We start from the raw sequence: 19,538 nt of genomic DNA on the forward strand, positions 1-19,538 counted from the left end.
TCTACTTTTAACAATCCGTATGCTATTTATTGTCCCTTAAATTGATGAAAAATTAACTTAAACCAATCGCTTCTTTTAATGGTTTTAAATATCGGCGACTAACAGGAATTTGGCTATTATTGTGTAATATCAATTCAGCCTGCCCATTGTCACCAAAAATAATTTCATTAACATAATCCATATTCACTAAATATTGGCGATGGCAACGAACTAATTGTGTGCGTGTTTCTAATGTACGTAGTGTTAATTCAGTAAAGCCTTCTTGACCTTGATTATTGGTGACATAAACACCACTGAGTCTTGATGTGGCAAATACAGCTTCATCAATGGGCATTAACCAAATACGGCTATGACCTGTGCAGGGAATACACTTTAAACGCTCTTCAGGAGGTGTTAAGAGATCAATATTCTGTTTCTTACCTTGGCGTAAACGATTTAATGTTTTTGTTAAACGCTCTTGCTCCAATGGCTTGAGTAAATAATCAAAAGCGTGCTCTTCAAAAGCTTGAATTGCATACTCTTCAAATGCAGTTAAAAAGACAATATAAGGGCGATGTTCAGGATCTAACATTGTGACCATTTCAAGACCAGTAATACGAGGCATTTGAATATCTAGAAAAACAACATCAGGCTTTTTTCGATGTATTTCTCCTATGGCTTCAATCGCATTACTGCATTCACCAACAATATGAATATCCTTTTCAACTTCAAGTAAACAACGTAAGTTTTCACGAGCCAACGGCTCATCATCAACGATTAATATATTCATTTTTATGTAGTTTTATCCATGCTTTTTTCGAGAGGTAAGCAGATTTTCACCTTTGTATATTTATCGGCTTGGCATTCAACTAAAACACCATAAAGCTCGCCATAGCGTAATTTTAATCGTTTATCCACTAGTCTCATGCCTAAACCTAATTGATGCGATGGGCATTGATGACGGTAAAGTCCGGCATTATCACAAATTTCGATAATGATTAAATGGTGCTCTTGATATGCTCTAATTGTAATCTTTCCTGTGTCCAATAACTGTGATGTTCCATGTTTAATTGCATTCTCGACCATGGGTTGAAGAGAAAATGCCGGTAAGCGTGCATTAGCTAAATTTTCAGGAATTTGAATATCAATCTGTAACCGTTCCTGAAAACGCGCTTTTTCGATTTGTAAATACGCATTCACATGTTCAATTTCGTCACTTAATGTCACTACGGCTTCAGGTCTTTTTAAATTCTTACGAAAGAACGCAGAAAGAAATTGCACTAATTGTTTTGCTTGTTCACTATCACGGCGAATAACGGCTTGTAGTGTATTTAACGCATTAAAAAGAAAATGTGGATTTACTTGAGCATGCAGAAGTTTAATCTCTGATTCTAAAAGTGATTGCTTATTTCGCTCATATTGTCCTGCCAGAATTTGCGCAGATAATAAACTAGCAATACCTTCTCCTAAAGTACGGTTAATTGAACTAAACAGGCGATTTTTAGCTTCATAAAGTTTTATTGTTCCAATGACTTGATTATTTTCACCTCTTAGCGGAATAACTAAGGTTGATCCTAGTTTGCAATGAGGGGAAAGGGTGCAACGATAGGGTGTTTCATTACCGTCAGCATAAACAACTTCATTATTATTAATGGCTTGTTTCGATTGTTCTGATGAAATAGGCGTACCGGGTAAATGGTGATCAGCGCCAATACCAATAAAAGCCAGCAGCTTTTCTCTATCTGTAATAGCAACCGCACTGACTCTTAATTCTTGATAAATAACTTTTGCAACTCGGGTACTATTGTCTTGATTAAATCCTTTACGCAAAATACCTTCGGTGCAAACGGCGATTTTTAATGCTTGTGTTGAGAATGCACTGGTATATTTTTCAAATATAGCGCGTCTATCTTGTAATATTCGAATAAACATCGCCGCACCAATGGTATTGGCTACGATCATAGGGGCGGCAATATCTTTAACTAAGGCAAGTGCTTCATTAAACGGGCGTGCCAATAATAAGATGATGCTCATCTGTATTATTTCAGCAAAGAAGGTAACTGCCGCTGCCGTCCACGGATTAAATATTCGGTGCATCTGCCCGTGTTTTACGTAATAACGGTGAACTAGCCCACCAATTAATCCCTCTGCAATAGTTGATACCATACAGCTAAATGCAGTCATACCACCGAGCGAATAGCGATGTAAGCCTCCCGTAAAACCAACGAGAAAGCCGACATAAGGGCCGCCTAGCAACCCACCTAAGACGGAGCCAATAGCACGCGTATTAGCAATAGAATCATTAATATGTAGCCCAAAATAAGTACCCATAATGCAGAAAATAGAGAATATGACGTAGCACATCAATTTATGTGGTAGCTTTATAGTGACCTGTAAAAGTGGCGTAAATAGAGGTGTTTTGCTTAAAAACCAAGCAATAATTAAATAAACGCACATTTGCTGTAATAACAGCAAAATAAGATCAAATTCATACATAAGTATTGAGTACCGTTCTCTTTTCTATCTGATAAATATAAAAAGTTCAGATAAAGCGGGATATTAATTAGGCAATAAAGTTCGATATAAGAATAACTTAATCGCACTATCAAAGAAAATATTCCTTTGCATCAGTGATCTGGCGCACAAAATTCTTAAAGAAATTCTGAGTTATTGTGTAATATAACTCAGTCAGTGAGTGTTCTACTTCACTATTAAGGTCTAATCGTTATATGAAAAAAAGAGCCATTTATCTTATTTTATTAATGCTAATACTAATTGCATTAGCCGTACTTTTCCGCGCGCATAATCAATATTTATTATTGCAAGGAGAAGTTGATGCTCCAGAAGTGATTGTTGCCTCTAAAGCCAAAGGTCGTGTTATTGAACGTCATATAGAGCGAGGTGATGATGTTAAAAAAGGGCAGTTGATGATCACATTAGAAAGCCCTGAACTCAATGCGCAAGTTGCTGCACTTGAGGCCGCTAAAGCACAAGCTCAAGCTCAATTAGATTTGTCATTACATGGCACAAGAGAAGAGAGCATTCGCAACCTAGAAGCGGTGCTGGCTCAAGCCAAAGTAGAAGCAGCAAATGCGACAAGAGATTATCAGCGTATTAGCACAGTGGCTAGCCAAGGCTATGTATCAGCGACAGAATTGGATAATGCACGCCGTAGCCGAGATGTTGCATCACAACGCGTAAGAGCAGCGCAAGCAGAATTGGATGAAGCCAAAAATGGCGATCGTATTGAATTACGCCATAAATATACAGCAGCAGTACAACAGGCAGAACAACAACTTATTGAATTGAAGATCCAACAAAACGATCTCCAAGTTAAAGCGCCAGTGGACGGAGAAGTTGGTCCTATTCCTGCGGAAATAGGTGAACTTTTTAATGCCAATAGCCCGCTTGCTACCCTTATTCGTCTTCCTGAAGCTTATTTTGTTTATAACCTTCGTGAAGATATTTTAGCGAATATTCGCAAAGGTGATCGTATTACGATTACGGTTCCTGCATTAGGTAATAAAGAGGTAGAAGCTGAAATTCGTTATATCGCACCAATGGGTGACTACGCAACCAAAAGAGCGACAAGAGCAACGGGTGATTTCGATTTAAAAACGTTTGAAATTCGACTGTATCCTGTGGCGCCGATTGAGGGACTACGTCCTGGAATGAGTGCGTTATGGCGCTGGGATAAATAAGGGCGAATAATGAGAGTAAAAGCAGCTTGGCGTGGCTTTAGTAGCGCATTTTCACGAGAAACTCATATGGCAGTTCGTAGCCCGGTTTTTCACTGGCTAAGCTGGTTATTTCCATTAATGTTGTTCACGTTAATTAGCGCTAACTTTTCTGAAGGTACATTGCTGAATTTGCCAGTTTCTGTGATCAATAATGATAATAGCCCATTATCGCGAACACTGATCAGAGACTTAAATGCAGGCTCTCATGCGCAATTAAATACGCTAGATGGTAATCCTCGTACTGCAATGGAACGGCTTGGTAGCGCAAAGGATTACGCGATACTTACGATCCCCCGCCATTTTGAAAGCAACGTATTAGCTGGAAAGCAACCCACCACACGTATGTATTACAACGGGTTATATTATGCTGCTGGGAGTTATGCAATACAGGATTTTAGTGGACTAATTGCAGAACTTAATGCGCAATATCGCACGGTCTTAGCGCAAGAAATGAATAAACCTGTTCCACCATTGGCAAAAGTGACTTTCTCTTATGACAGTTTGTTTAATGCCAGTGGTAGTTATATTTATTATCAGCAATTTGCGGCTACGATCCATATGCTTCAACTATTTGTCGTGACCTGTACGATTTATTCGTTGTCGCGCGGTAATATGCTCTTGAATATTAAGCCCTTCACATTTGCACTTATAGGTAAGCTCACTCCTTACACTCTATTTTTCTTAACCTTATTAATTATTGAATTAGCAGCATTAGTGCATTTTTCGGGGGCGAAGGTGAATGGTAATCCGCTATATATGGTGTTGGTCGGATTCTTTTATATTATTGCGGCTCAAAGTGTGGGATTACTGCTTTTTGCGTTTACCAATAGTGCGATCACGGCATACAGTATGATAGGGATGTTGGTGAGTATTGCATTAGCATTTTCAGGCATGGCTGTACCTGAACTCTCAATGATATTACCTGCACAAATTATTTCGAATCTAGAACCTTTAACTCACGCCTTAAATGCGATGTTTGATATCTTCTTAAGAGAAGTATCATTACAAGGTATTTTGTATGTTTGCTCACTCTTGCTGATTTATCCTTTTGCTATCGCCTTCTTAGTTCGCAAACGTATTTTTAAACGATTGGAATTACAGGTAGGTGTTGCATGATGCAGATGTACTTCCAAACCTTTAAGCGCGTTCTATTAGGTATGCTAGAAAAACCTATGTGGATGTTGTTAATTGTTTCTCTGTGTGTGATGAGTTTGGTTTATGCCAAACCTGTTTTATGGGATCTACCTGTCGCTGTTATCAATCAAGATCACAGTCCTGCCAGTTATTCACTTATTCGCGCATTAAACTCGACACCTAAATTAAGCATCAAGAACTATGATAATTTAGATGAAGCACGCCACGATATGATTATGCGAGAGCTTTTTGCCATCATTATTGTACCAACTGATTTTGAGAAGAAATTACTCAATGGTAAAGATGTCACTGTTCCTGTCTTTGGTGATGCCACAAACCGTCTTGCTAGCGGGCAAATTCAGCAGGAATTAATGTTGGCTTATCAACAGTTATTAGATTCTTACAATGGGCGCATTTTACAAAATGCAGGCTTTAGTGTTAAGCAATCAAAAATCCTATTAAAGCCTATTCAGGGTGAAACTATTGCGATGTATAACCCTGGGGTAAGTTTTGCCGCGATTATTTTTCCAGGATTATTAGTGATGTTATTGCAACATTCCCTTTTAATTGCTTGTGTGCGTGTCAGTATTGCCGTGAGAAGTACGCCAAAAGGAAAGCCACCATTAGCGGTCTATTTAGGAGCGCTATCGGCACTTATTCCGATTTGGTTATTTTTATCCGCGGTATTCTTTGCATTATGGCCTTGGGTATTAGGTTATCGCCAAGAGGCTCCACTTTATCAAATCTGGATGCTGACATTTCCATTCTTATTGGCAGTCTTAGGATTAGGTAAATTAATTACAGAATGCTTACGTAGTGTTGAGATGATTTATCTAACACTGGCATTTGTTACAACCCCTGTGTTCTATATTTCCGGTACGATTTGGCCATTACAAGCGATGCCTAACTGGGTATTTGCCATTTCATCTGCATTACCTTCTACATGGGCAGTAAACGCCATGGCTGGAATTAACCAGATGGGATTGTCATTCCAAAGTATATTAGGTGATATCGTGATGATGCTGGTTTTAGGTGTGATTTACACCGTATTAGGTGTACTGGTGGGTATGTTACGTAATGGTGAATTAAGACATATTACGCACCAATTTAAGCATTGGTTACATCATCGCGGTGAGTCAAAATAAAAAGCCCTTATGGGCTTTTTATTCCAACATATTATATTTTTACTCTACTAATTCCAATCCTGCCAATTTACGCCAATAGCCATTACAGTCATGATGATGAATTGTTGTCAGTGGTTGTTGACCTTGTTCATTTTGTCGAAATTGCTGCAAGGTATCAAAAATCGTGTCAGATTCAGGAGATAAGCGGATAATATCCACTAGACCTGCCATTGACGCTAAATCATTCCCTAAATTGTAACAGTAGCCACTTTGCGTTTGAATGCCATTTAAAACAAAGACTTGTTGGTTCTCCTGCGATAATACTTCACGGCCTTGAGGGTATTTTTGGCAACAAGTTTCACAATCATCTTTAGAGCGATTTTCAGAACGGGCAGTAAAACAACGCGCAGAATAGGCTAAAGGAAGATGCCCGTAAGCCAATACTTCAACTTCAAATTTATCTCTAATCGCTAATTCTTCGCATTGAATTAACAGATTATTTAACCACTCACGAGAAAGCTCAACAGGCATACACCAACGTATCATGCCTTGCTTATACAATAAACGTAGTGCATAAGCGTTGTAGCAATTTAACCCATGGCCTGCGACAAAAGGAAGATTACGCTCATAAAGCATGTTGATCACACCAAAATCATGCGCTTCAACTAAAAATTCACCGTTATCAACTAACTTAGCAATTTCTTTTAATTCAGAAGGTGCTTGTAATAACGCTAAGGTAGAAAGAACCACTTGTTTACCACTTTTAGCGACTTCTTTGGCGAGATTTATCCAATCTTGAGGCTTGATTTCCCTGCGCTTACTGCAAACTGTTTCACCTAAATAGATAATATCTGCATCACACTGTTTTGCTTTTTCATAGAAGGTTTCAAGCGTCTCTTTTTGCCAATAATAAAGTACAGAACCTAATGCATATTTCATTTTTATATCCTTATTATTGCCATTTACGGTGATAAGCACCTAAGGTTGTTTGCGTTCCTTCTGATATTTTTCCTAATGCATTCATCCAACGCGGGTGAGTACTAAAACCTTGAGGATCTTTCTTGCATTGATCAATTGCAGCGCGCCAAACTCTTGCGACTTCAGTGACATAAGCAGGGCTACGCTGGCGACCTTCAATTTTGACGGATGCTATATTCATCGCCATGAGTTCAGGTAAGAGAGACAGTGTATTGAGACTCGTTGGCTCTTCTAATGCGTGATAACAGTGATCATCAACAAAATAGCGTCCTTTGCATAATGTCGGGTAACCTGCATTTTCATTGGGTGAATAGCGGTCGATAAGCACATCATTAAGACGAGATTCCATGCCTTGTGGAGTCTGTTGCCAACGTACAAAACGAGCAGGAGAGCAAGCACCAACGGTATTAGGAGATTCACCTGTTAAATAAGAAGAAAGATAGCATCGACCTTCAGCCATAATACATAAGCTACCAAAGGCAAAAACTTCTAAAGGTACTGGACTCGTTTGTGCTAATTGTTTCACTTGATGAAGAGATAGAACACGAGGAAGAACAATACGTGCCACATCGAAGTTACGTTGATAAAATTCAATAGCTTGTGTATTAGTTGCTGAGGCTTGTACAGAAACATGGCGTTCAATATGAGGATAACGCTCTGCAGCGTACTCTAACATGGCGATATCCGCCAAGATAAAAGCATCCGCACCTAAAGATGCTGCCATATCAACGGCTTTTTGCCAGCGGTCAAATCCATCAGGATGAGCAAAGGTATTTATTGCAATATGCAATTTTCGCTGGTGGCGATGAACATAATTAACCGCTTCTTGTAACTTCTTTTCTGTGAAATTTAAACCAGCAAAATGTCTTGCGTTAGTATCATCTTTTAAGCCGATATAAACGGCATCCGCACCATTATCTATGGCCGCTTTTAAGGCAGGTAAATTACCCGCTGGGCACAGCAATTCCATCTTCACTTCCCTTTAGAAATTAAGAATGATCAGAAATTGTAATGAGCAAGATAAAAAAAGGTTTTGATTTAGGGCAGAGAACTCTGTTTTTTGCTTAAGTAAAATCAAAGAACTCAAAATGTGAACAACGGATTAACCGAATATTGATATAGGATCGCAGAATATCTGTCTATATCTGGCACAATAGCCCGTAATTTTATTTATAGGAGTCCGAACGTGTTTAACAAAATTCGTACCCATTTGGTTAAAGAGGGACCTCGTTTTTTACGTTACCCTTTACAAGTTACGCCATTTGCTTTGCAACGTGACATTTTAGAACAGTTCTTAAGTTGGCAATTTCGTGAATCGTTAGCTGAAGGTGATTTACACTTTTTAGAAGATAAATGGCTAAAAGTTGAGATAAGAGACTTACATTTACAGTGGTTTATCAGTGTTCGTGATGATAAATTAGTGGTTAGTCGCTTAGAGAAAGAAGATGTCAGCTTTAGTGGAAATGCTAATGATCTTATTTTAATAGCTGCCCGCAAAGAAGATCCTGACACCTTATTTTTCCAACGTCGTCTACAAATTGAGGGTGATACAGAACTCGGGTTATATGTTAAGAACCTGATGGATGCAATTGAATTAGACTCAATGCCATCTGTGTTGCGTTTTGGTTTATTACAACTGGCTGAGTTTGTAAAAAGTGGGCTTCAAGAAGAAAAAGAAGACACGCTACACAGCCATGAACTGAGCTCAACTTCATGCTAATACGTGTTGAAATTCCCGTTGATATTCCTGCAATTGATAACCTTTTACGCCAAGCGTTTCCGACAAGTGCTGAAGCTGATTTAGTCGGACACTTACGTGAAGAAGGGTTATTAACATTAGGCATGGTGGCAATTAGCGATGAGGGCCAATTGATTGGCTATATCGGTTTTACACCTGTTGATATTGATGGAAAAGATTGTCAGTGGGTAGGGCTTGCACCACTTGCTGTTGCGCCTGATTTCCAAAACCAAGGTATTGGACGTCAACTGATTAATGAAGGGCTAGATAGTCTAAATGAATTTGGTTACGGTGCAGTTGTGGTGTTGGGTGAGCCTGAGTACTATCAAAAATCAGGATTTATCCCAGCTAAGTCACAAGGCTTACATTGCAAATGGCCTGATACAGAAGATGCTTTTCAGCTTTATGCGTTAGAAAATGGCAATGTTGATGATATCCATGGTTTAGTCAACTATTCACCATTGTTTGACCAATTTAGCTAAATTTATTTATCTTGTATTAAATACAGTGCAATGTCTGAAGGCTGGTCAATGATCAGCTTTTCTTTTTGCGTTTTTTTCAGCTGCTTTAATTGGTATTCAAGTTGAGAAGCTCGTTGTCTATCTCCTACCTGACAATAAAACTCTAGTAATAAAGGGCCTTTACCTTTCAGTGCTTTAGCGCCAGTTCCATTCTGATGTTGTTGAAAACGCCTCTCAACATTTGTTGTGATCCCTGTATAAAGAGAACCGAGACGATTTCTAACGATATAGAGTGACCATATTGTCTCCGTCATCATTTTTTCCTTTTCGTGCTATTTTTTCTTTTGATAAATAATATTTCTTAATTTTTTAAGTGAGTAATTTATCGTTTTATCAAAATAAAATCTATTAGATATATCAGTATGTTGTGAAATATTTGTGACAATAGGTTCTACCATTTAAAAAATAACATTCAATTTTTTTGAAAATGAACAGCAATTATTGCTAATTTTAAAGTTAAACGAAAGTGCATAATATGATCCACATCACAGAGAGACACTCCGCGATACTTAGCAAAATTAGAATATATTTGGAGTTTATTATGAAAAAATCTACATTAATCGCTGCTACATTAGCTTTAAGCGCTATTTCATTTGGTTCAATCGCATCTGATAGTGTATCAAAAAGTTCTTCGATGAATGGTGAGTATATCACAATCACAGGTAGTGATACTTTAGATGGTTTAACTGCTAAGATTGCCCAAATCGTAAAAGATGAAGGCGCAAAAAGCTTTAAAGTTGTAGGCGCAACAGGTGATAATTACCTCACTGTAGATGCTGAAATTTATCGTTAATATTAACTATTCCAGATAAATAACCTGCAATAAGAGACATTCGGAAAGACGCTCGTTTTGGTGATATAATTATCAACTAAACAGCGTCTCTTTGTGTGTCTATACAGGTATATTATGTCTTCTTCAGATTCGATCAAAATAATTAAACAATATATACGTGATAAGCATGTGTTTACCTTATGCACAACACGTTCATTGAGTGATGTTTGGTGTGCTAATTGTTTTTATTGGTTTGATGAAAATCAGATGAGACTTGTTTTTCTTTCTGAAAAGAAAACACGGCATGCTCAAATGATGCAGGAAAATTTATTAGTTGCAGGAAGTATTAGTACCCAAGAAATTGCAGTATCCGATCTGCAAGGTATTCAATTTACAGGTTCGGTTGCTTTATTGGCTGGTAAGGACGACATCAATGCAAGAAAACATTATTGTTTACGTTTTCCTGTTGCATTAGCCGCCATCCATGTGCCTTTATGGGAATTGCAATTACAAGAAATTAAGATGGTCAATAATCAGTTAGGCTTTGGAACTAAGCTCTATTGGCAGCGTGACTAAACTTATTTTTTCTTAACTTTCTACTATTCCCAAAAATAATGATTTTTTTGTTCCCATCCTTTTAAAGACATACAAGAAGTGTAGAAGGTTTTTCTGTCTTCTTGATTAATGTCTTCAACATAGCTTTCTGTCATGGGTACACGTTCAGTGTAGGTTTTTTTATCACCACAATGGTCTTTATCATCCTTACGACATGTCTTTTGTACATCACGATAGACAGTCCGTTGTAGCACTTCTTTGCGGATAGGGTAGCGAGTATTGGCATCGAAATCACAAATGAGTTTTGCTTCTTGTAACGTGTAATCTGATGCACCTTGAGGTTCCCAAGTAGTGCTGCAACCCGAAAGTAAGATCATTGAAAATACAGAGAAGAGGGCCAATTTCATATCAAATATCATCATAAAAAGAATAGTTAAGAGTATTAATAATAAAACAAAACTAATCACTTTTACCATCTTTTTTGAAAATGATTCGCATTTGATAACAGGAGTGATTAAGTAAGTATTTGGATAACCTACTACTGGATAAAATATATAAAGACCAATATCGTAAGATTTAGTGAGTTATATAATACTAATTAATGCTCCTTTTTTTTCTAAATCAGCTACAACTTGTACATCGGTTGACAAAGCCAAATATTCTTCATTAAACAAAACAATTCTTCCATAAGATGTCACTAAATCAGTCGTTTTTTGTAAATAATCATTAGGTTTGTATTTACAGATGGTAAAACCATAGCTTTTTAAGGTACTACACTGTTTCTCAATATTTATTTCTTTTATATGCCCTTGATTGGGGGCGCAGAGAAAATACTCGACTGCATAACGTTGTAAAACAGGTGAAGTGCAAATTGCGTCTGTGAATTGGTGGGGGGCTATACGGACTAGTAGACTCATATCTATTAGAGAGTGTGAATTACATCGTTCAACAAGGCTTGGTCCAAGACCTCCATGCATTCTTGCTCCAGATTCAATCAGTACTGGGCCATTTGAAGACATAATTATCTCATTATGTGAAGTACCATTTTTGATACCGAGTGAAGTAAGTACAGATTTTGTATAGTCAACCAGTTCTGGAAATAGATTAACAGGCTCCGTAACCATCTGATGATAAATTGGAATGCCATTTACTTTTTGTTTTAGATACTTAAATATATTTACAATGAAATGTACACCATTACTACTCACTGCATCTACTACATATTCTATACCATTGATTTTTTGTTCAATAAGTAATTCTTTGTTTTTATTTCCAGAGTAATCAAATGTATTTATTAACAAGTTAAATGCATTTTTTATTTCAGCCGTATTTTTACAGAAAAATACACCTTCGGTTCCAAAGGAACAAACGGGTTTTATTACATATTCCTTGAAGGGGTTTTCTTCACACCATGTTAATATTTTGGATAATTGACCCGAGCGATAGTGAGGAATGTAACGAATCCCATCAAGCATCAATTGTTTCTGCATCAGATATTTATCACGCCTAGCTTGGCTGAGTTTAAATAGATTAGGGAGTAGATTCCATCTATGACAAAGTAGATCAAAAATAAGAACTCCAGGCTCTGAACCACATATGATGAAATCAGGTGCACGCCCCAGTGCTAATTCTATTTGCTGTGCAGCTTCTTCATGTGAAGCATAATTAAACACAGCAGAATAATCCTCTTCCTTGAACGTAGACACAATCGTAGGAGGAAGATTATTATTTGTAATCAGAGCAATAACGTTATATCCATAAAGTTCTTTAACTCTATTTGCAAAAATAGCGCCACTGGAAAATGGATCTACGATCAATACATATTTATCGTTCATTTAACCTCCTTATATAATTTCAATCTCGAAATCTTCATCAGGAAAGGAACAACAAGCAAGGTAGATGTTTTCAGCTATTTCCTTTTCTGATAAACAAAAATCGGGATTATTTCTGACTTTTCCATTTTTTAATTTATATTTACAACTACCACATATTCCCAAATGGCATTTGTGTCTAATAGGAATGTTGTGATGTAACAGATTATCAAGAACACTTTTATTGTTATCGACTAATAATTCACAATTAAGATCCTGGACTTGAATAATGCAGATAGATTCCATTTTTAGCTCATTATTGGCGCTATAAGCCAATTCTAGAAATAATAGCTTCCACAGATTCAAGATAAATATTTATCTCATTACAATTATCTGTTTCTTCAATGATTTCTCTCGCATAGGGCATGCGAGAAAGTCTGAAGGCTTCTTTCCAAGCTCCCAGTTCATTATTGGCAAATAAATCAGCAGTTCTTAACATAATATTTTTCATGTGCTTGCGTTCACTAAAGGTTAAATCTCGCACAATATCATAAGCAACATAGCTGAATACGCTTGAATGGCTCCATTCATCTTGAGCATGAACTTTTGTGACTTCATGGCAAAGTCTTTGAATACTATTATCTTCAGCCATGACTTTCAGATAATCAGTTATGAGGGTTTCGCTCGCACATGCTACTGCAAAACAAGTAAGCCTTCTTTGCCATTCTGCATTACAATCAGCAAGCATCATCTGGCGACATTTAATTAAATTAAAATCTGTATAATGTAGAGGCTCTAATCTTCGACGGTCGTATATATAGTTACAGGCTATTATTGACATTCTAGTATGTAATGCTTCATCCAAAAGGGCTTCGGACATTACATCCTGTAATTCCACTCTATTTATCGAATTTATTGGAGGACGTTTTATAATATCTTCACAGGCAGGCGTCACGACATCGCATTCTATATAGATTGTTTTTAGGTTATAAATACCCCATGCATAAGATAAGCAACGGCTTTTAATATCTTGAGATGCTTCTCTCCATGCATCATGGTTTCGAAATGGCAATAACGATTCGCTAAAATCACTCTTTGATGGTTCAAAAGCTAATTCAGAATAATCAGTGTGTTTGTTGTTTACCGCTGCTCGGTTTTTCCAGAGTGCAGAAAGTTTTTTCAGCATAAATGCAACATTTTCACTATCTGGTATTACAATATCCTTTGTCATAATTAATTCCTTTTAAATATTAATTTCCTACTTATTTTCCCTGCGAATAAAACTCATAAAAATGGCACCTATAAGTGCGAAAATAGAAGAAATTATTAATGTATATTCCCATTGGGCCTCATCTAATAGTTTTCCATAAAAGACAGCAGATAGCGCACTACCCAGATAAAAGGCAAGCTGTCGTATACTTGTAGATAAAAGCATTCTCTTCTTGGCAAAACCTGTAATTGCAAGAGTATCCAATAATGGCATTAGGCAATAGTTGAGAAATAGCCTAATAAAATAGAGTGAGGTGAAAATGATTAACGGTATATTATATGAGGCTAGATAGAGGCATAACGCAGTTAGTATACCCACAATAATAATAGTTGGCTTTAGGGGGAAGTTTTTAACTAAAAGTGGGGCACATAATGCACCAATGATGCTAACAATTTTATCTCCTCCCATTATTAAGGCTATTTCACTGACATTTATGGAGTAAGCTAGGCTAATCACAATATTTATAAATCGAAAAATGAGAGTAATAGAGGCTCCTAGAAGTAGTGATGCAATGAATAGAGCGACGAAATTCTTCCACTCCATATTGTTATCCCAAGTAAATTTTCTAATATCTCGTTCAGGTTCTGAGATACCTTGGATAGATTTCGCACGAAAATAAATCATTAAAAGAGAAACTATAAAAGATGCAATGAGAAGCCCTTGGTAATTGGTTAAGGCTGTTGCGGGAGAATAATAGGTTACTAAACTGGTTACTACTGAACCTATCATTGCTGCCCATAAGTAAGAAACAAAGAAATAACTGAATAATGTTGTTCTATATTCAACCTTAATGTTGGAACCAATCAAAGAATTTCCCAAAGATAAGAGAGCTATCATGCCAGAAAGGATAAATCCTAATGCGATAGCACTACTCCATACGGATGTCAGTATTGGAAGTAAAATAAATGGGATTGCATAAACAAATGAAAAAAGAAGGAGTAACTTTTTTTGAGACATTCGTCTACTCAAATAGATCAGAGGAATTACGGCACAAGCCATCATTACCATTGCTATTGCATATATGTAACCTGTCGTAGTCTTGTCTACACCACGAGTTTCAAGATAAAAATTATATATAGCATCGAATATCCCATTACTTAATCCCATCAAAAATGTTGCGATAAGAAAGTGAAGCACAATAGGATTGAAATGTTTAATCTTTCTAAACATTGTTATACCTTTTTTCTTGTATGTAATAATGGGATCCTCGTGAATTCTTCAAATAATTTTTCACCTTCTATCCATTCGCCATATCCAGATGCGCTATGAATATGTCCAGCCCCTTGAACGCAATATGTTTTACTTCCCCACAATTCAGCGAGTGCACGTGCACGAGTTTTACTGAGGTATTTATCATTATCGCTATATATCAGTAATGATCGTACACCTAATGGTGTTGATGGTAGTGGTCGTTGCTGATGAATTGGAGAGATTGCTGATTTAGCATCTACATCGGCTGGTGCTACAAGGATAATGGCTTTTATTTTGTTACATCTGTTAGAAGATGCCCACTGCGCAATAGTGACTGCACCACAACTATGACCAAGAAGTATAATATCTCCATCGGTTTTATTAATAATTTCGTTAAGTTTTTCAATCCACTCAGAACGGGAGGGATTATTCCAATCATTTTGTTGTACACGAGTGACATTGGTATATTTTTTTTCCATATAGGATTGCCAATGATCTGCACCAGAATTTGTATATCCAGGAACGATGAGATAAGTTGCTTTCATTTAATTTATTCCTCTCGTATTTGTTGAAAGGGAATTTCAATGCCAAAATTTTCTAATAACAAATCCGATAGTTCTCGTTTATTCGCAATTTGAAAAGATGAAGATAGATATCCTCTAACTTCAGTAAAAACATTATTTCGGATACTTATTCTTCCATTTTCTTTTGGTAAACTAGCAACTATATTGGTATTAAGAAGACTTTCTGAGGAATTAATTGTGTAAAAATGAGCCATACTTATATCGGGTTCTAGTGCCTCTATATCGTGAAAGGCATATATATTTTCCCAAATTGCATCATGTTGACTATTTTCCTTTATTGAAACAATCCACCCAAATTCAGAATGCCAATTAACTTTTGAAGAAAGAAAAGAATGCTCATGTACATAACCATCTATCAACATCAGTGGTGAGCGAGGTCCTTTTGCACCATATCCAATATCAAATATCCATTTGGTTTCATCAATTGTTACAATAAAGAGTAGATGTGTTGTAGGTGTTATTAATGGAGTTAAAAGCCTTGCTAACCTAACACTATACGAGTAGCCAATGTGCTCAAAGAATGATTTAATTAAAATAGAAAAATCAAAACAAATGCCACCTCTTTTATTAAATATTATTCTATTTGCAATATTTTGATAAGAAAGAAGTTTAAAAGTGTTTTTTTTCATTTCAATATTTTCAAACGGAATAGAATAAAAATGTGCATGATGAAATTTAGATAGAAATTTATAATTTGCAACTAATGGAAGATCTATATTTAATCGCTTTAGATAATGATGTATGTATTTCATATTTATTGATCTCTAATTTAATTTCTATCTGGAATTATAGAAAAGATAAATAATGCAATCATAATTTTAAATCTTTAATTAAAATATGGGTTGTTAAAAACATATTACATAAAAAAATCCTGATCAATATTTTTTTACCAAATTGAATCTTTTATTAATAGATGCGGTTATTTTAATTTCTTTGTATTTTAATTATATTTAAATATATTGATTTAATAATAATTATTTTATTTTTTATTTTTTATTTTGATATTTTTAATTAAATTTATAGTTGAAATGAAAAATGAGAATATTTAAATAATTATTGATTATATTAAAAGGCCTGATCCCAGTTGAATATCGGAATCAGGCCTTACAAGTTACTTAATAAAAGTGTCCAATTTCAAGGATCCACTTCAAAAAATGGGCTTTTAGGTGTTATTCAAATGATGAAAGATTTTTTTCTATCTCTGCATCTATTTCAGTGTGTTGAAGATGTTTAACACCGAGTTTCTTTTTCAATTCAGTGCCTAGCTTCACGAGTTGTTCTCGATTCGCTTTAGACTGCTTCTTACCCCATTTTTTTAAATGGTAGTTCAGTTCATGATCTTCAGAAAAGCTTACATATTTATTATCACTTAAAGGCATACATCCTCCAGTTAATTCAATGTGTATTATTTCAACTTATGGATCACCTGATTACGACTACCACGCCACAGTAATGCGGGATCATAAAGTTCTTGTATGAATTTTCCATCAATCAGTACGTTAATATAGTTAACGACTTCTTGCTGCTCTGGGGTTAAGTCTGCTAGCAAATAGCCAGTCCAAACCCAAATATCTTTTTCAGGGCATTGCGTTTTAACACGTTTTACCAATTTTAATATAGCAGAAAGATTTTGAGGGTGTAGGGGATCGCCACCTGAAAGTGATAATCCTTGTCGTTTGATTCGACTGTCTTGAAGATCGGCAATAATCTGATCTTCCATCTCTTGTGTAAATGGCTTGCCTGACGTTAATGACCACGTTGATTTGTTATAACAGCCTCGGCATTGGTGTATGCACCCTGAAACAAACAGGGTGCAACGAGTACCTGGACCATTGACAACATCAACAGGGTAATATTGATGGTAATTCACACTCTTAACCTAACTGACCATTTGCCAGATGTTTCACACGACGTTTAACTTCTTCTTGCTTACCCGCATTAAATGGACGTGAATCTGGGCTACCTAAATATCCACATACACGGCGAATAACAGACACTCTTGCTGGATTGTGATTACCACAACGTGGGCAAGTAAACCCTTTGCTAGTGCAAGAGAATTCGCCGGTATAACCACAGTCATAACATTCATCAATCGGAGTGTTTGTCCCGTAATAAGGAACTCGGGTATAGCTGTAATCCCATACATCTTCTAATGCTTTAAGGTTATGTTGTAAGTTGGGATATTCGCCATAGCAAATAAAACCGCCATTGGCTAATGGTGGATAAGGTGCTTCAAAATCTAGTTTGTCGTATGGATTTACTTTCTTTTCAACATCTAAGTGGAAGCTATTGGTGTAATAACCTTTATCTGTAACACCAGGAATAATGCCAAACTCAGCTGCATCTAAACGACAGAAGCGATCACATAAGTTTTCACTTGGTGTGCTGTAAAGGCTAAAGCCATAACCTGTCTCAGCTTTCCACTGATCTGTTGCTTCGCGTAGACGATTGATAATCGCCACCGCTTTTTCTCTTAAGATCTCGTCATCAAAAACGTGAGTTTGAGTACCAAACAGTGCATTAATGGTTTCATGGACACCGATATAACCTAATGAGATTGATGCTCTGCCATGTTTAAAGATTTCAGCTACATTATCATCTGCTTTTAAGCGAACACCACAAGCACCTTCCATATAAAGGATTGGGGCAACACGGGCTTTGACGTTTTCTAAACGAGCAATACGTGTCATCAGTGCTTTTTTCGCTAATTCGAGGCGAGAGTCAAGTAGTGACCAAAACGTGGCTTCATCACCTTGAGCTTCAATAGCGATACGCGGTAAGTTCAGGCTGATAACGCCTAGGTTATTACGACCTTCATGGATCATCTCACCATTTTCTTCGTAAACACCTAAGAAGCTACGGCATCCCATCGGCGTTTTAAATGAACCCGTTACTTTAACCACTTGATCGTAATTTAAGATATCGGGATACATGCGTTTACTTGCACATTCAAGAGCAAGTTGTTTGATATCGTAATTAGGATCACCAAATTTATGGTTTAATCCATCTTTAATGGCAAAAACGAGTTTAGGGAAAACCGCCGTTTTACGGTTTTTGCCTAAACCCGCCATACGATTTTCAAGAATAGAACGTTGAATTAAACGTGCTTCTTTTGACGTACCAAGGCCAAAACCAAAAGTGACAAATGGTGTTTGTCCATTAGCGGTATGTAGTGTATTAACTTCATACTCTAAAGATTGGAATGCGTCGTAACACTCTTTTTCAGTGCGCGCATTGGCATAGGCTTCTTTATCAGCAATTTGCCATTCTTGCGCGACTTTATAGTGTTTGTCATAACTTGATTTTACAAACGGCGCTAATACTTCATCGATACGATTTATCGTTGTACCACCATAAATATGGCTTGCCACTTGTGCGATAATTTGTGCAGTTACTGCTGTTGCTGTTGAAATAGATTTAGGGGGTTCTATTTCCGCATTTCCCATTTTAAAACCATTGTTTAACATGCCGTTAAGGTCAATTAGCATACAGTTAAACATAGGGAAAAACGGTGAATAATCGAGATCATGATAATGAATTTCACCACGCTCATGAGCGAGTACCACATCTCTTGGCAGGATATGTAATTTTGCGTAATGTTTAGCCACAATACCCGCAAGTAAATCACGTTGGGTAGGGATAACCTTACTGTCTTTATTCGCATTTTCATGAAGAATAGAGACATCACTTTGTTCGATAAGACCTCGGATTTCCTGAGTTAATCTTCCTCGTTGCTCACGGGCAACATCTCGGTCATGACGGTATTCAATATAGGCTCTGGCAACATCTTTATGCTTGCCAGCCATCAGCTGATTTTCTACGGCGTCTTGGATCTCACGGATATCGACATTCGAACGTCCTGCGAGAGATTGTGAAACAGATTGAGCGACAGATACGCAATAATCATCATCAGTGATCTCACAAGCTACGGCGGCTCTTTTGATAGCATCGCTGATGCGGGTTTGGTCAAAAGAGACTTTACATCCGTCTCGTTTTATCACTATGGTTTTCACAATCTTACTCCTTAACTATTTATCCACAGGCTCAAATCCCATAAAAGCAGGTGATGGCACAGCATTCAGGCTCATTGTGGATAAGATGTGTATAATTACTATATGTTGTAGGTCTGTATGTATTAAAG

22 protein-coding genes are annotated in these 19,538 nt (G+C 36.8%); 7 read left to right on the forward strand and 15 right to left on the reverse strand.

All coding sequences use genetic code 11. From position 1 onward, the window contains the following. Positions 1 to 52 precede the first annotated feature (52 nt). Both btsR and GWI59_RS09235 read right to left on the reverse strand, forming a co-directional pair. The gene (gene btsR / locus GWI59_RS09230) at positions 53 to 769 is read right to left on the reverse strand and encodes a two-component system response regulator BtsR (RefSeq protein ID WP_006535679.1); all 717 of its coding nucleotides are present in this window, start codon (positions 767 to 769) and stop codon (positions 53 to 55) included. A 2-nt stretch (positions 770 to 771) separates the two neighbouring features. Further along, positions 772 to 2,475: a sensor histidine kinase gene (locus tag GWI59_RS09235; protein ID WP_109399653.1), complete on the reverse strand. Its 1,704-nt coding sequence runs from the start codon at positions 2,473 to 2,475 to the stop codon at positions 772 to 774. Positions 2,476 to 2,708: 233 nt separating this feature from the next. Between GWI59_RS09235 and GWI59_RS09240 the strand changes: the two genes are divergently transcribed. From GWI59_RS09240 to GWI59_RS09250, 3 genes are read left to right on the forward strand one after another with little or no spacing between them, the layout of a single operon-like run. Then, entirely contained in the window at positions 2,709 to 3,680 is a 972-nt protein-coding gene (locus GWI59_RS09240) for an HlyD family secretion protein (RefSeq protein ID WP_109399652.1), read from the forward strand. Between the two features lie 9 nt (positions 3,681 to 3,689). Next, on the forward strand, positions 3,690 to 4,835 hold the full coding sequence (locus GWI59_RS09245) for an ABC transporter permease (RefSeq protein WP_109399651.1): 1,146 nt from the start codon (positions 3,690 to 3,692) through the stop codon (positions 4,833 to 4,835). Next, positions 4,835 to 5,998, forward strand: a complete 1,164-nt coding sequence (locus GWI59_RS09250; protein WP_072064545.1) for an ABC transporter permease — start codon at positions 4,835 to 4,837, stop codon at positions 5,996 to 5,998. Before GWI59_RS09245 ends, GWI59_RS09250 begins: the two co-directional genes overlap by 1 nt. Positions 5,999 to 6,037: 39 nt before the next feature. On the opposite strand, the gene GWI59_RS09255 is transcribed toward GWI59_RS09250, so the two are convergent. Both GWI59_RS09255 and ubiU read right to left on the reverse strand, forming a co-directional pair. Continuing rightward, a complete protein-coding gene (locus GWI59_RS09255; RefSeq protein WP_109399650.1) occupies positions 6,038 to 6,916 on the reverse strand; it encodes a U32 family peptidase in 879 nt (292 codons plus the stop codon). A gap of 13 nt (positions 6,917 to 6,929) precedes the next feature. Then, entirely contained in the window at positions 6,930 to 7,925 is a 996-nt protein-coding gene (gene ubiU, locus GWI59_RS09260) for a ubiquinone anaerobic biosynthesis protein UbiU (protein WP_006535670.1), read from the reverse strand. Positions 7,926 to 8,141: 216 nt separating this feature from the next. Between ubiU and ubiT the strand changes: the two genes are divergently transcribed. Both ubiT and GWI59_RS09270 read left to right on the forward strand, forming a co-directional pair. Further along, entirely contained in the window at positions 8,142 to 8,675 is a 534-nt protein-coding gene (gene ubiT / locus GWI59_RS09265; protein ID WP_006535669.1) for a ubiquinone anaerobic biosynthesis accessory factor UbiT, read from the forward strand. Further along, positions 8,669 to 9,175 carry a GNAT family N-acetyltransferase gene (locus GWI59_RS09270; RefSeq protein WP_006535668.1) on the forward strand — a complete coding sequence of 169 codons (507 nt, stop codon included), beginning with the start codon at positions 8,669 to 8,671 and terminating at the stop codon, positions 9,173 to 9,175. Before ubiT ends, GWI59_RS09270 begins: the two co-directional genes overlap by 7 nt. A 2-nt stretch (positions 9,176 to 9,177) precedes the next feature. Here GWI59_RS09270 and GWI59_RS09275 read toward each other — a convergent pair whose 3' ends face one another. Further along, positions 9,178 to 9,468, reverse strand: a complete 291-nt coding sequence (locus GWI59_RS09275; RefSeq protein WP_072064543.1) for a GIY-YIG nuclease family protein — start codon at positions 9,466 to 9,468, stop codon at positions 9,178 to 9,180. Between the two features lie 287 nt (positions 9,469 to 9,755). On the opposite strand from GWI59_RS09275, the gene GWI59_RS09280 reads away from it, so the two are divergent. Together GWI59_RS09280 and GWI59_RS09285 are read left to right on the forward strand one after the other, a co-directional pair. Next, entirely contained in the window at positions 9,756 to 10,007 is a 252-nt protein-coding gene (locus tag GWI59_RS09280) for a YdgH/BhsA/McbA-like domain containing protein (protein WP_115065043.1), read from the forward strand. A gap of 114 nt (positions 10,008 to 10,121) precedes the next feature. Beyond that, positions 10,122 to 10,562 carry a YhbP family protein gene (locus GWI59_RS09285; RefSeq protein ID WP_072064541.1) on the forward strand — a complete coding sequence of 147 codons (441 nt, stop codon included), beginning with the start codon at positions 10,122 to 10,124 and terminating at the stop codon, positions 10,560 to 10,562. 23 nt (positions 10,563 to 10,585) lie between these two features. Here GWI59_RS09285 and GWI59_RS09290 read toward each other — a convergent pair whose 3' ends face one another. The 10 genes from GWI59_RS09290 to nrdD all read right to left on the reverse strand — a co-directional run bounded on the left by GWI59_RS09290 (position 10,586) and on the right by nrdD (position 19,410). Then, positions 10,586 to 10,948, reverse strand: a complete 363-nt coding sequence (locus GWI59_RS09290) for a hypothetical protein (RefSeq protein ID WP_082147380.1) — start codon at positions 10,946 to 10,948, stop codon at positions 10,586 to 10,588. A 177-nt stretch (positions 10,949 to 11,125) separates the two neighbouring features. Next, positions 11,126 to 12,376 (reverse strand): ATP-grasp domain-containing protein, encoded by a 1,251-nt coding sequence (locus tag GWI59_RS09295; RefSeq protein ID WP_109399649.1) that lies wholly within the window; start codon positions 12,374 to 12,376, stop codon positions 11,126 to 11,128. 9 nt (positions 12,377 to 12,385) lie between these two features. Next, on the reverse strand, positions 12,386 to 12,658 hold the full coding sequence (locus GWI59_RS17695) for a 2Fe-2S iron-sulfur cluster-binding protein (RefSeq protein ID WP_006535661.1): 273 nt from the start codon (positions 12,656 to 12,658) through the stop codon (positions 12,386 to 12,388). Between the two features lie 19 nt (positions 12,659 to 12,677). Continuing rightward, a complete protein-coding gene (locus tag GWI59_RS09305; RefSeq protein WP_006535660.1) occupies positions 12,678 to 13,583 on the reverse strand; it encodes a diiron oxygenase in 906 nt (301 codons plus the stop codon). Positions 13,584 to 13,610: 27 nt separating this feature from the next. Then, the gene (locus GWI59_RS09310; protein ID WP_006535659.1) at positions 13,611 to 14,792 is read right to left on the reverse strand and encodes an MFS transporter; all 1,182 of its coding nucleotides are present in this window, start codon (positions 14,790 to 14,792) and stop codon (positions 13,611 to 13,613) included. 2 nt (positions 14,793 to 14,794) lie between these two features. Beyond that, the gene (locus GWI59_RS09315) at positions 14,795 to 15,358 is read right to left on the reverse strand and encodes an RBBP9/YdeN family alpha/beta hydrolase (RefSeq protein ID WP_109399646.1); all 564 of its coding nucleotides are present in this window, start codon (positions 15,356 to 15,358) and stop codon (positions 14,795 to 14,797) included. Between the two features lie 5 nt (positions 15,359 to 15,363). Further along, positions 15,364 to 16,149, reverse strand: a complete 786-nt coding sequence (locus GWI59_RS09320; RefSeq protein WP_161669360.1) for an arylamine N-acetyltransferase family protein — start codon at positions 16,147 to 16,149, stop codon at positions 15,364 to 15,366. 417 nt (positions 16,150 to 16,566) lie between these two features. Then, positions 16,567 to 16,776: a hypothetical protein gene (locus GWI59_RS09325; protein WP_072064540.1), complete on the reverse strand. Its 210-nt coding sequence runs from the start codon at positions 16,774 to 16,776 to the stop codon at positions 16,567 to 16,569. Between the two features lie 26 nt (positions 16,777 to 16,802). Next, positions 16,803 to 17,267 carry an anaerobic ribonucleoside-triphosphate reductase-activating protein gene (nrdG, locus tag GWI59_RS09330; protein ID WP_161669232.1) on the reverse strand — a complete coding sequence of 155 codons (465 nt, stop codon included), beginning with the start codon at positions 17,265 to 17,267 and terminating at the stop codon, positions 16,803 to 16,805. A gap of 4 nt (positions 17,268 to 17,271) precedes the next feature. Next, a complete protein-coding gene (gene nrdD / locus GWI59_RS09335; RefSeq protein WP_072064538.1) occupies positions 17,272 to 19,410 on the reverse strand; it encodes an anaerobic ribonucleoside-triphosphate reductase in 2,139 nt (712 codons plus the stop codon). Positions 19,411 to 19,538 lie beyond the last annotated feature (128 nt).

Source organism: Proteus sp. G2673 (assembly GCF_009915125.1).
Lineage (GTDB): Bacteria > Pseudomonadota > Gammaproteobacteria > Enterobacterales > Enterobacteriaceae > Proteus > Proteus penneri.

What these genes read in the sequence shown, in the direction of transcription:
- GWI59_RS09280 (WP_115065043.1), top strand. Translation starts at nt 9,756, where the DNA reads ATGAAAAAATCTACATTAATCGCTGCTACATTAGCTTTAAGCGCTATT.
- btsR (WP_006535679.1), bottom strand. Translation starts at nt 769, where the DNA reads ATGAATATATTAATCGTTGATGATGAGCCGTTGGCTCGTGAAAACTTA.
- ubiU (WP_006535670.1), bottom strand. Translation starts at nt 7,925, where the DNA reads ATGGAATTGCTGTGCCCAGCGGGTAATTTACCTGCCTTAAAAGCGGCC.
- GWI59_RS09270 (WP_006535668.1), top strand. Translation starts at nt 8,669, where the DNA reads ATGCTAATACGTGTTGAAATTCCCGTTGATATTCCTGCAATTGATAAC.
- GWI59_RS09255 (WP_109399650.1), bottom strand. Translation starts at nt 6,916, where the DNA reads ATGAAATATGCATTAGGTTCTGTACTTTATTATTGGCAAAAAGAGACG.
- GWI59_RS09325 (WP_072064540.1), bottom strand. Translation starts at nt 16,776, where the DNA reads ATGCCTTTAAGTGATAATAAATATGTAAGCTTTTCTGAAGATCATGAA.
- GWI59_RS09290 (WP_082147380.1), bottom strand. Translation starts at nt 10,948, where the DNA reads ATGAAATTGGCCCTCTTCTCTGTATTTTCAATGATCTTACTTTCGGGT.
- GWI59_RS09315 (WP_109399646.1), bottom strand. Translation starts at nt 15,358, where the DNA reads ATGAAAGCAACTTATCTCATCGTTCCTGGATATACAAATTCTGGTGCA.
- GWI59_RS09295 (WP_109399649.1), bottom strand. Translation starts at nt 12,376, where the DNA reads ATGAACGATAAATATGTATTGATCGTAGATCCATTTTCCAGTGGCGCT.
- GWI59_RS09235 (WP_109399653.1), bottom strand. Translation starts at nt 2,475, where the DNA reads ATGTATGAATTTGATCTTATTTTGCTGTTATTACAGCAAATGTGCGTT.
- GWI59_RS09310 (WP_006535659.1), bottom strand. Translation starts at nt 14,792, where the DNA reads ATGTTTAGAAAGATTAAACATTTCAATCCTATTGTGCTTCACTTTCTT.
- GWI59_RS09250 (WP_072064545.1), top strand. Translation starts at nt 4,835, where the DNA reads ATGCAGATGTACTTCCAAACCTTTAAGCGCGTTCTATTAGGTATGCTA.
- GWI59_RS09305 (WP_006535660.1), bottom strand. Translation starts at nt 13,583, where the DNA reads ATGACAAAGGATATTGTAATACCAGATAGTGAAAATGTTGCATTTATG.
- GWI59_RS09240 (WP_109399652.1), top strand. Translation starts at nt 2,709, where the DNA reads ATGAAAAAAAGAGCCATTTATCTTATTTTATTAATGCTAATACTAATT.
- GWI59_RS09285 (WP_072064541.1), top strand. Translation starts at nt 10,122, where the DNA reads ATGTCTTCTTCAGATTCGATCAAAATAATTAAACAATATATACGTGAT.
- GWI59_RS09320 (WP_161669360.1), bottom strand. Translation starts at nt 16,149, where the DNA reads ATGAAATACATACATCATTATCTAAAGCGATTAAATATAGATCTTCCA.
- GWI59_RS09245 (WP_109399651.1), top strand. Translation starts at nt 3,690, where the DNA reads ATGAGAGTAAAAGCAGCTTGGCGTGGCTTTAGTAGCGCATTTTCACGA.
- GWI59_RS09275 (WP_072064543.1), bottom strand. Translation starts at nt 9,468, where the DNA reads ATGACGGAGACAATATGGTCACTCTATATCGTTAGAAATCGTCTCGGT.
- GWI59_RS17695 (WP_006535661.1), bottom strand. Translation starts at nt 12,658, where the DNA reads ATGGAATCTATCTGCATTATTCAAGTCCAGGATCTTAATTGTGAATTA.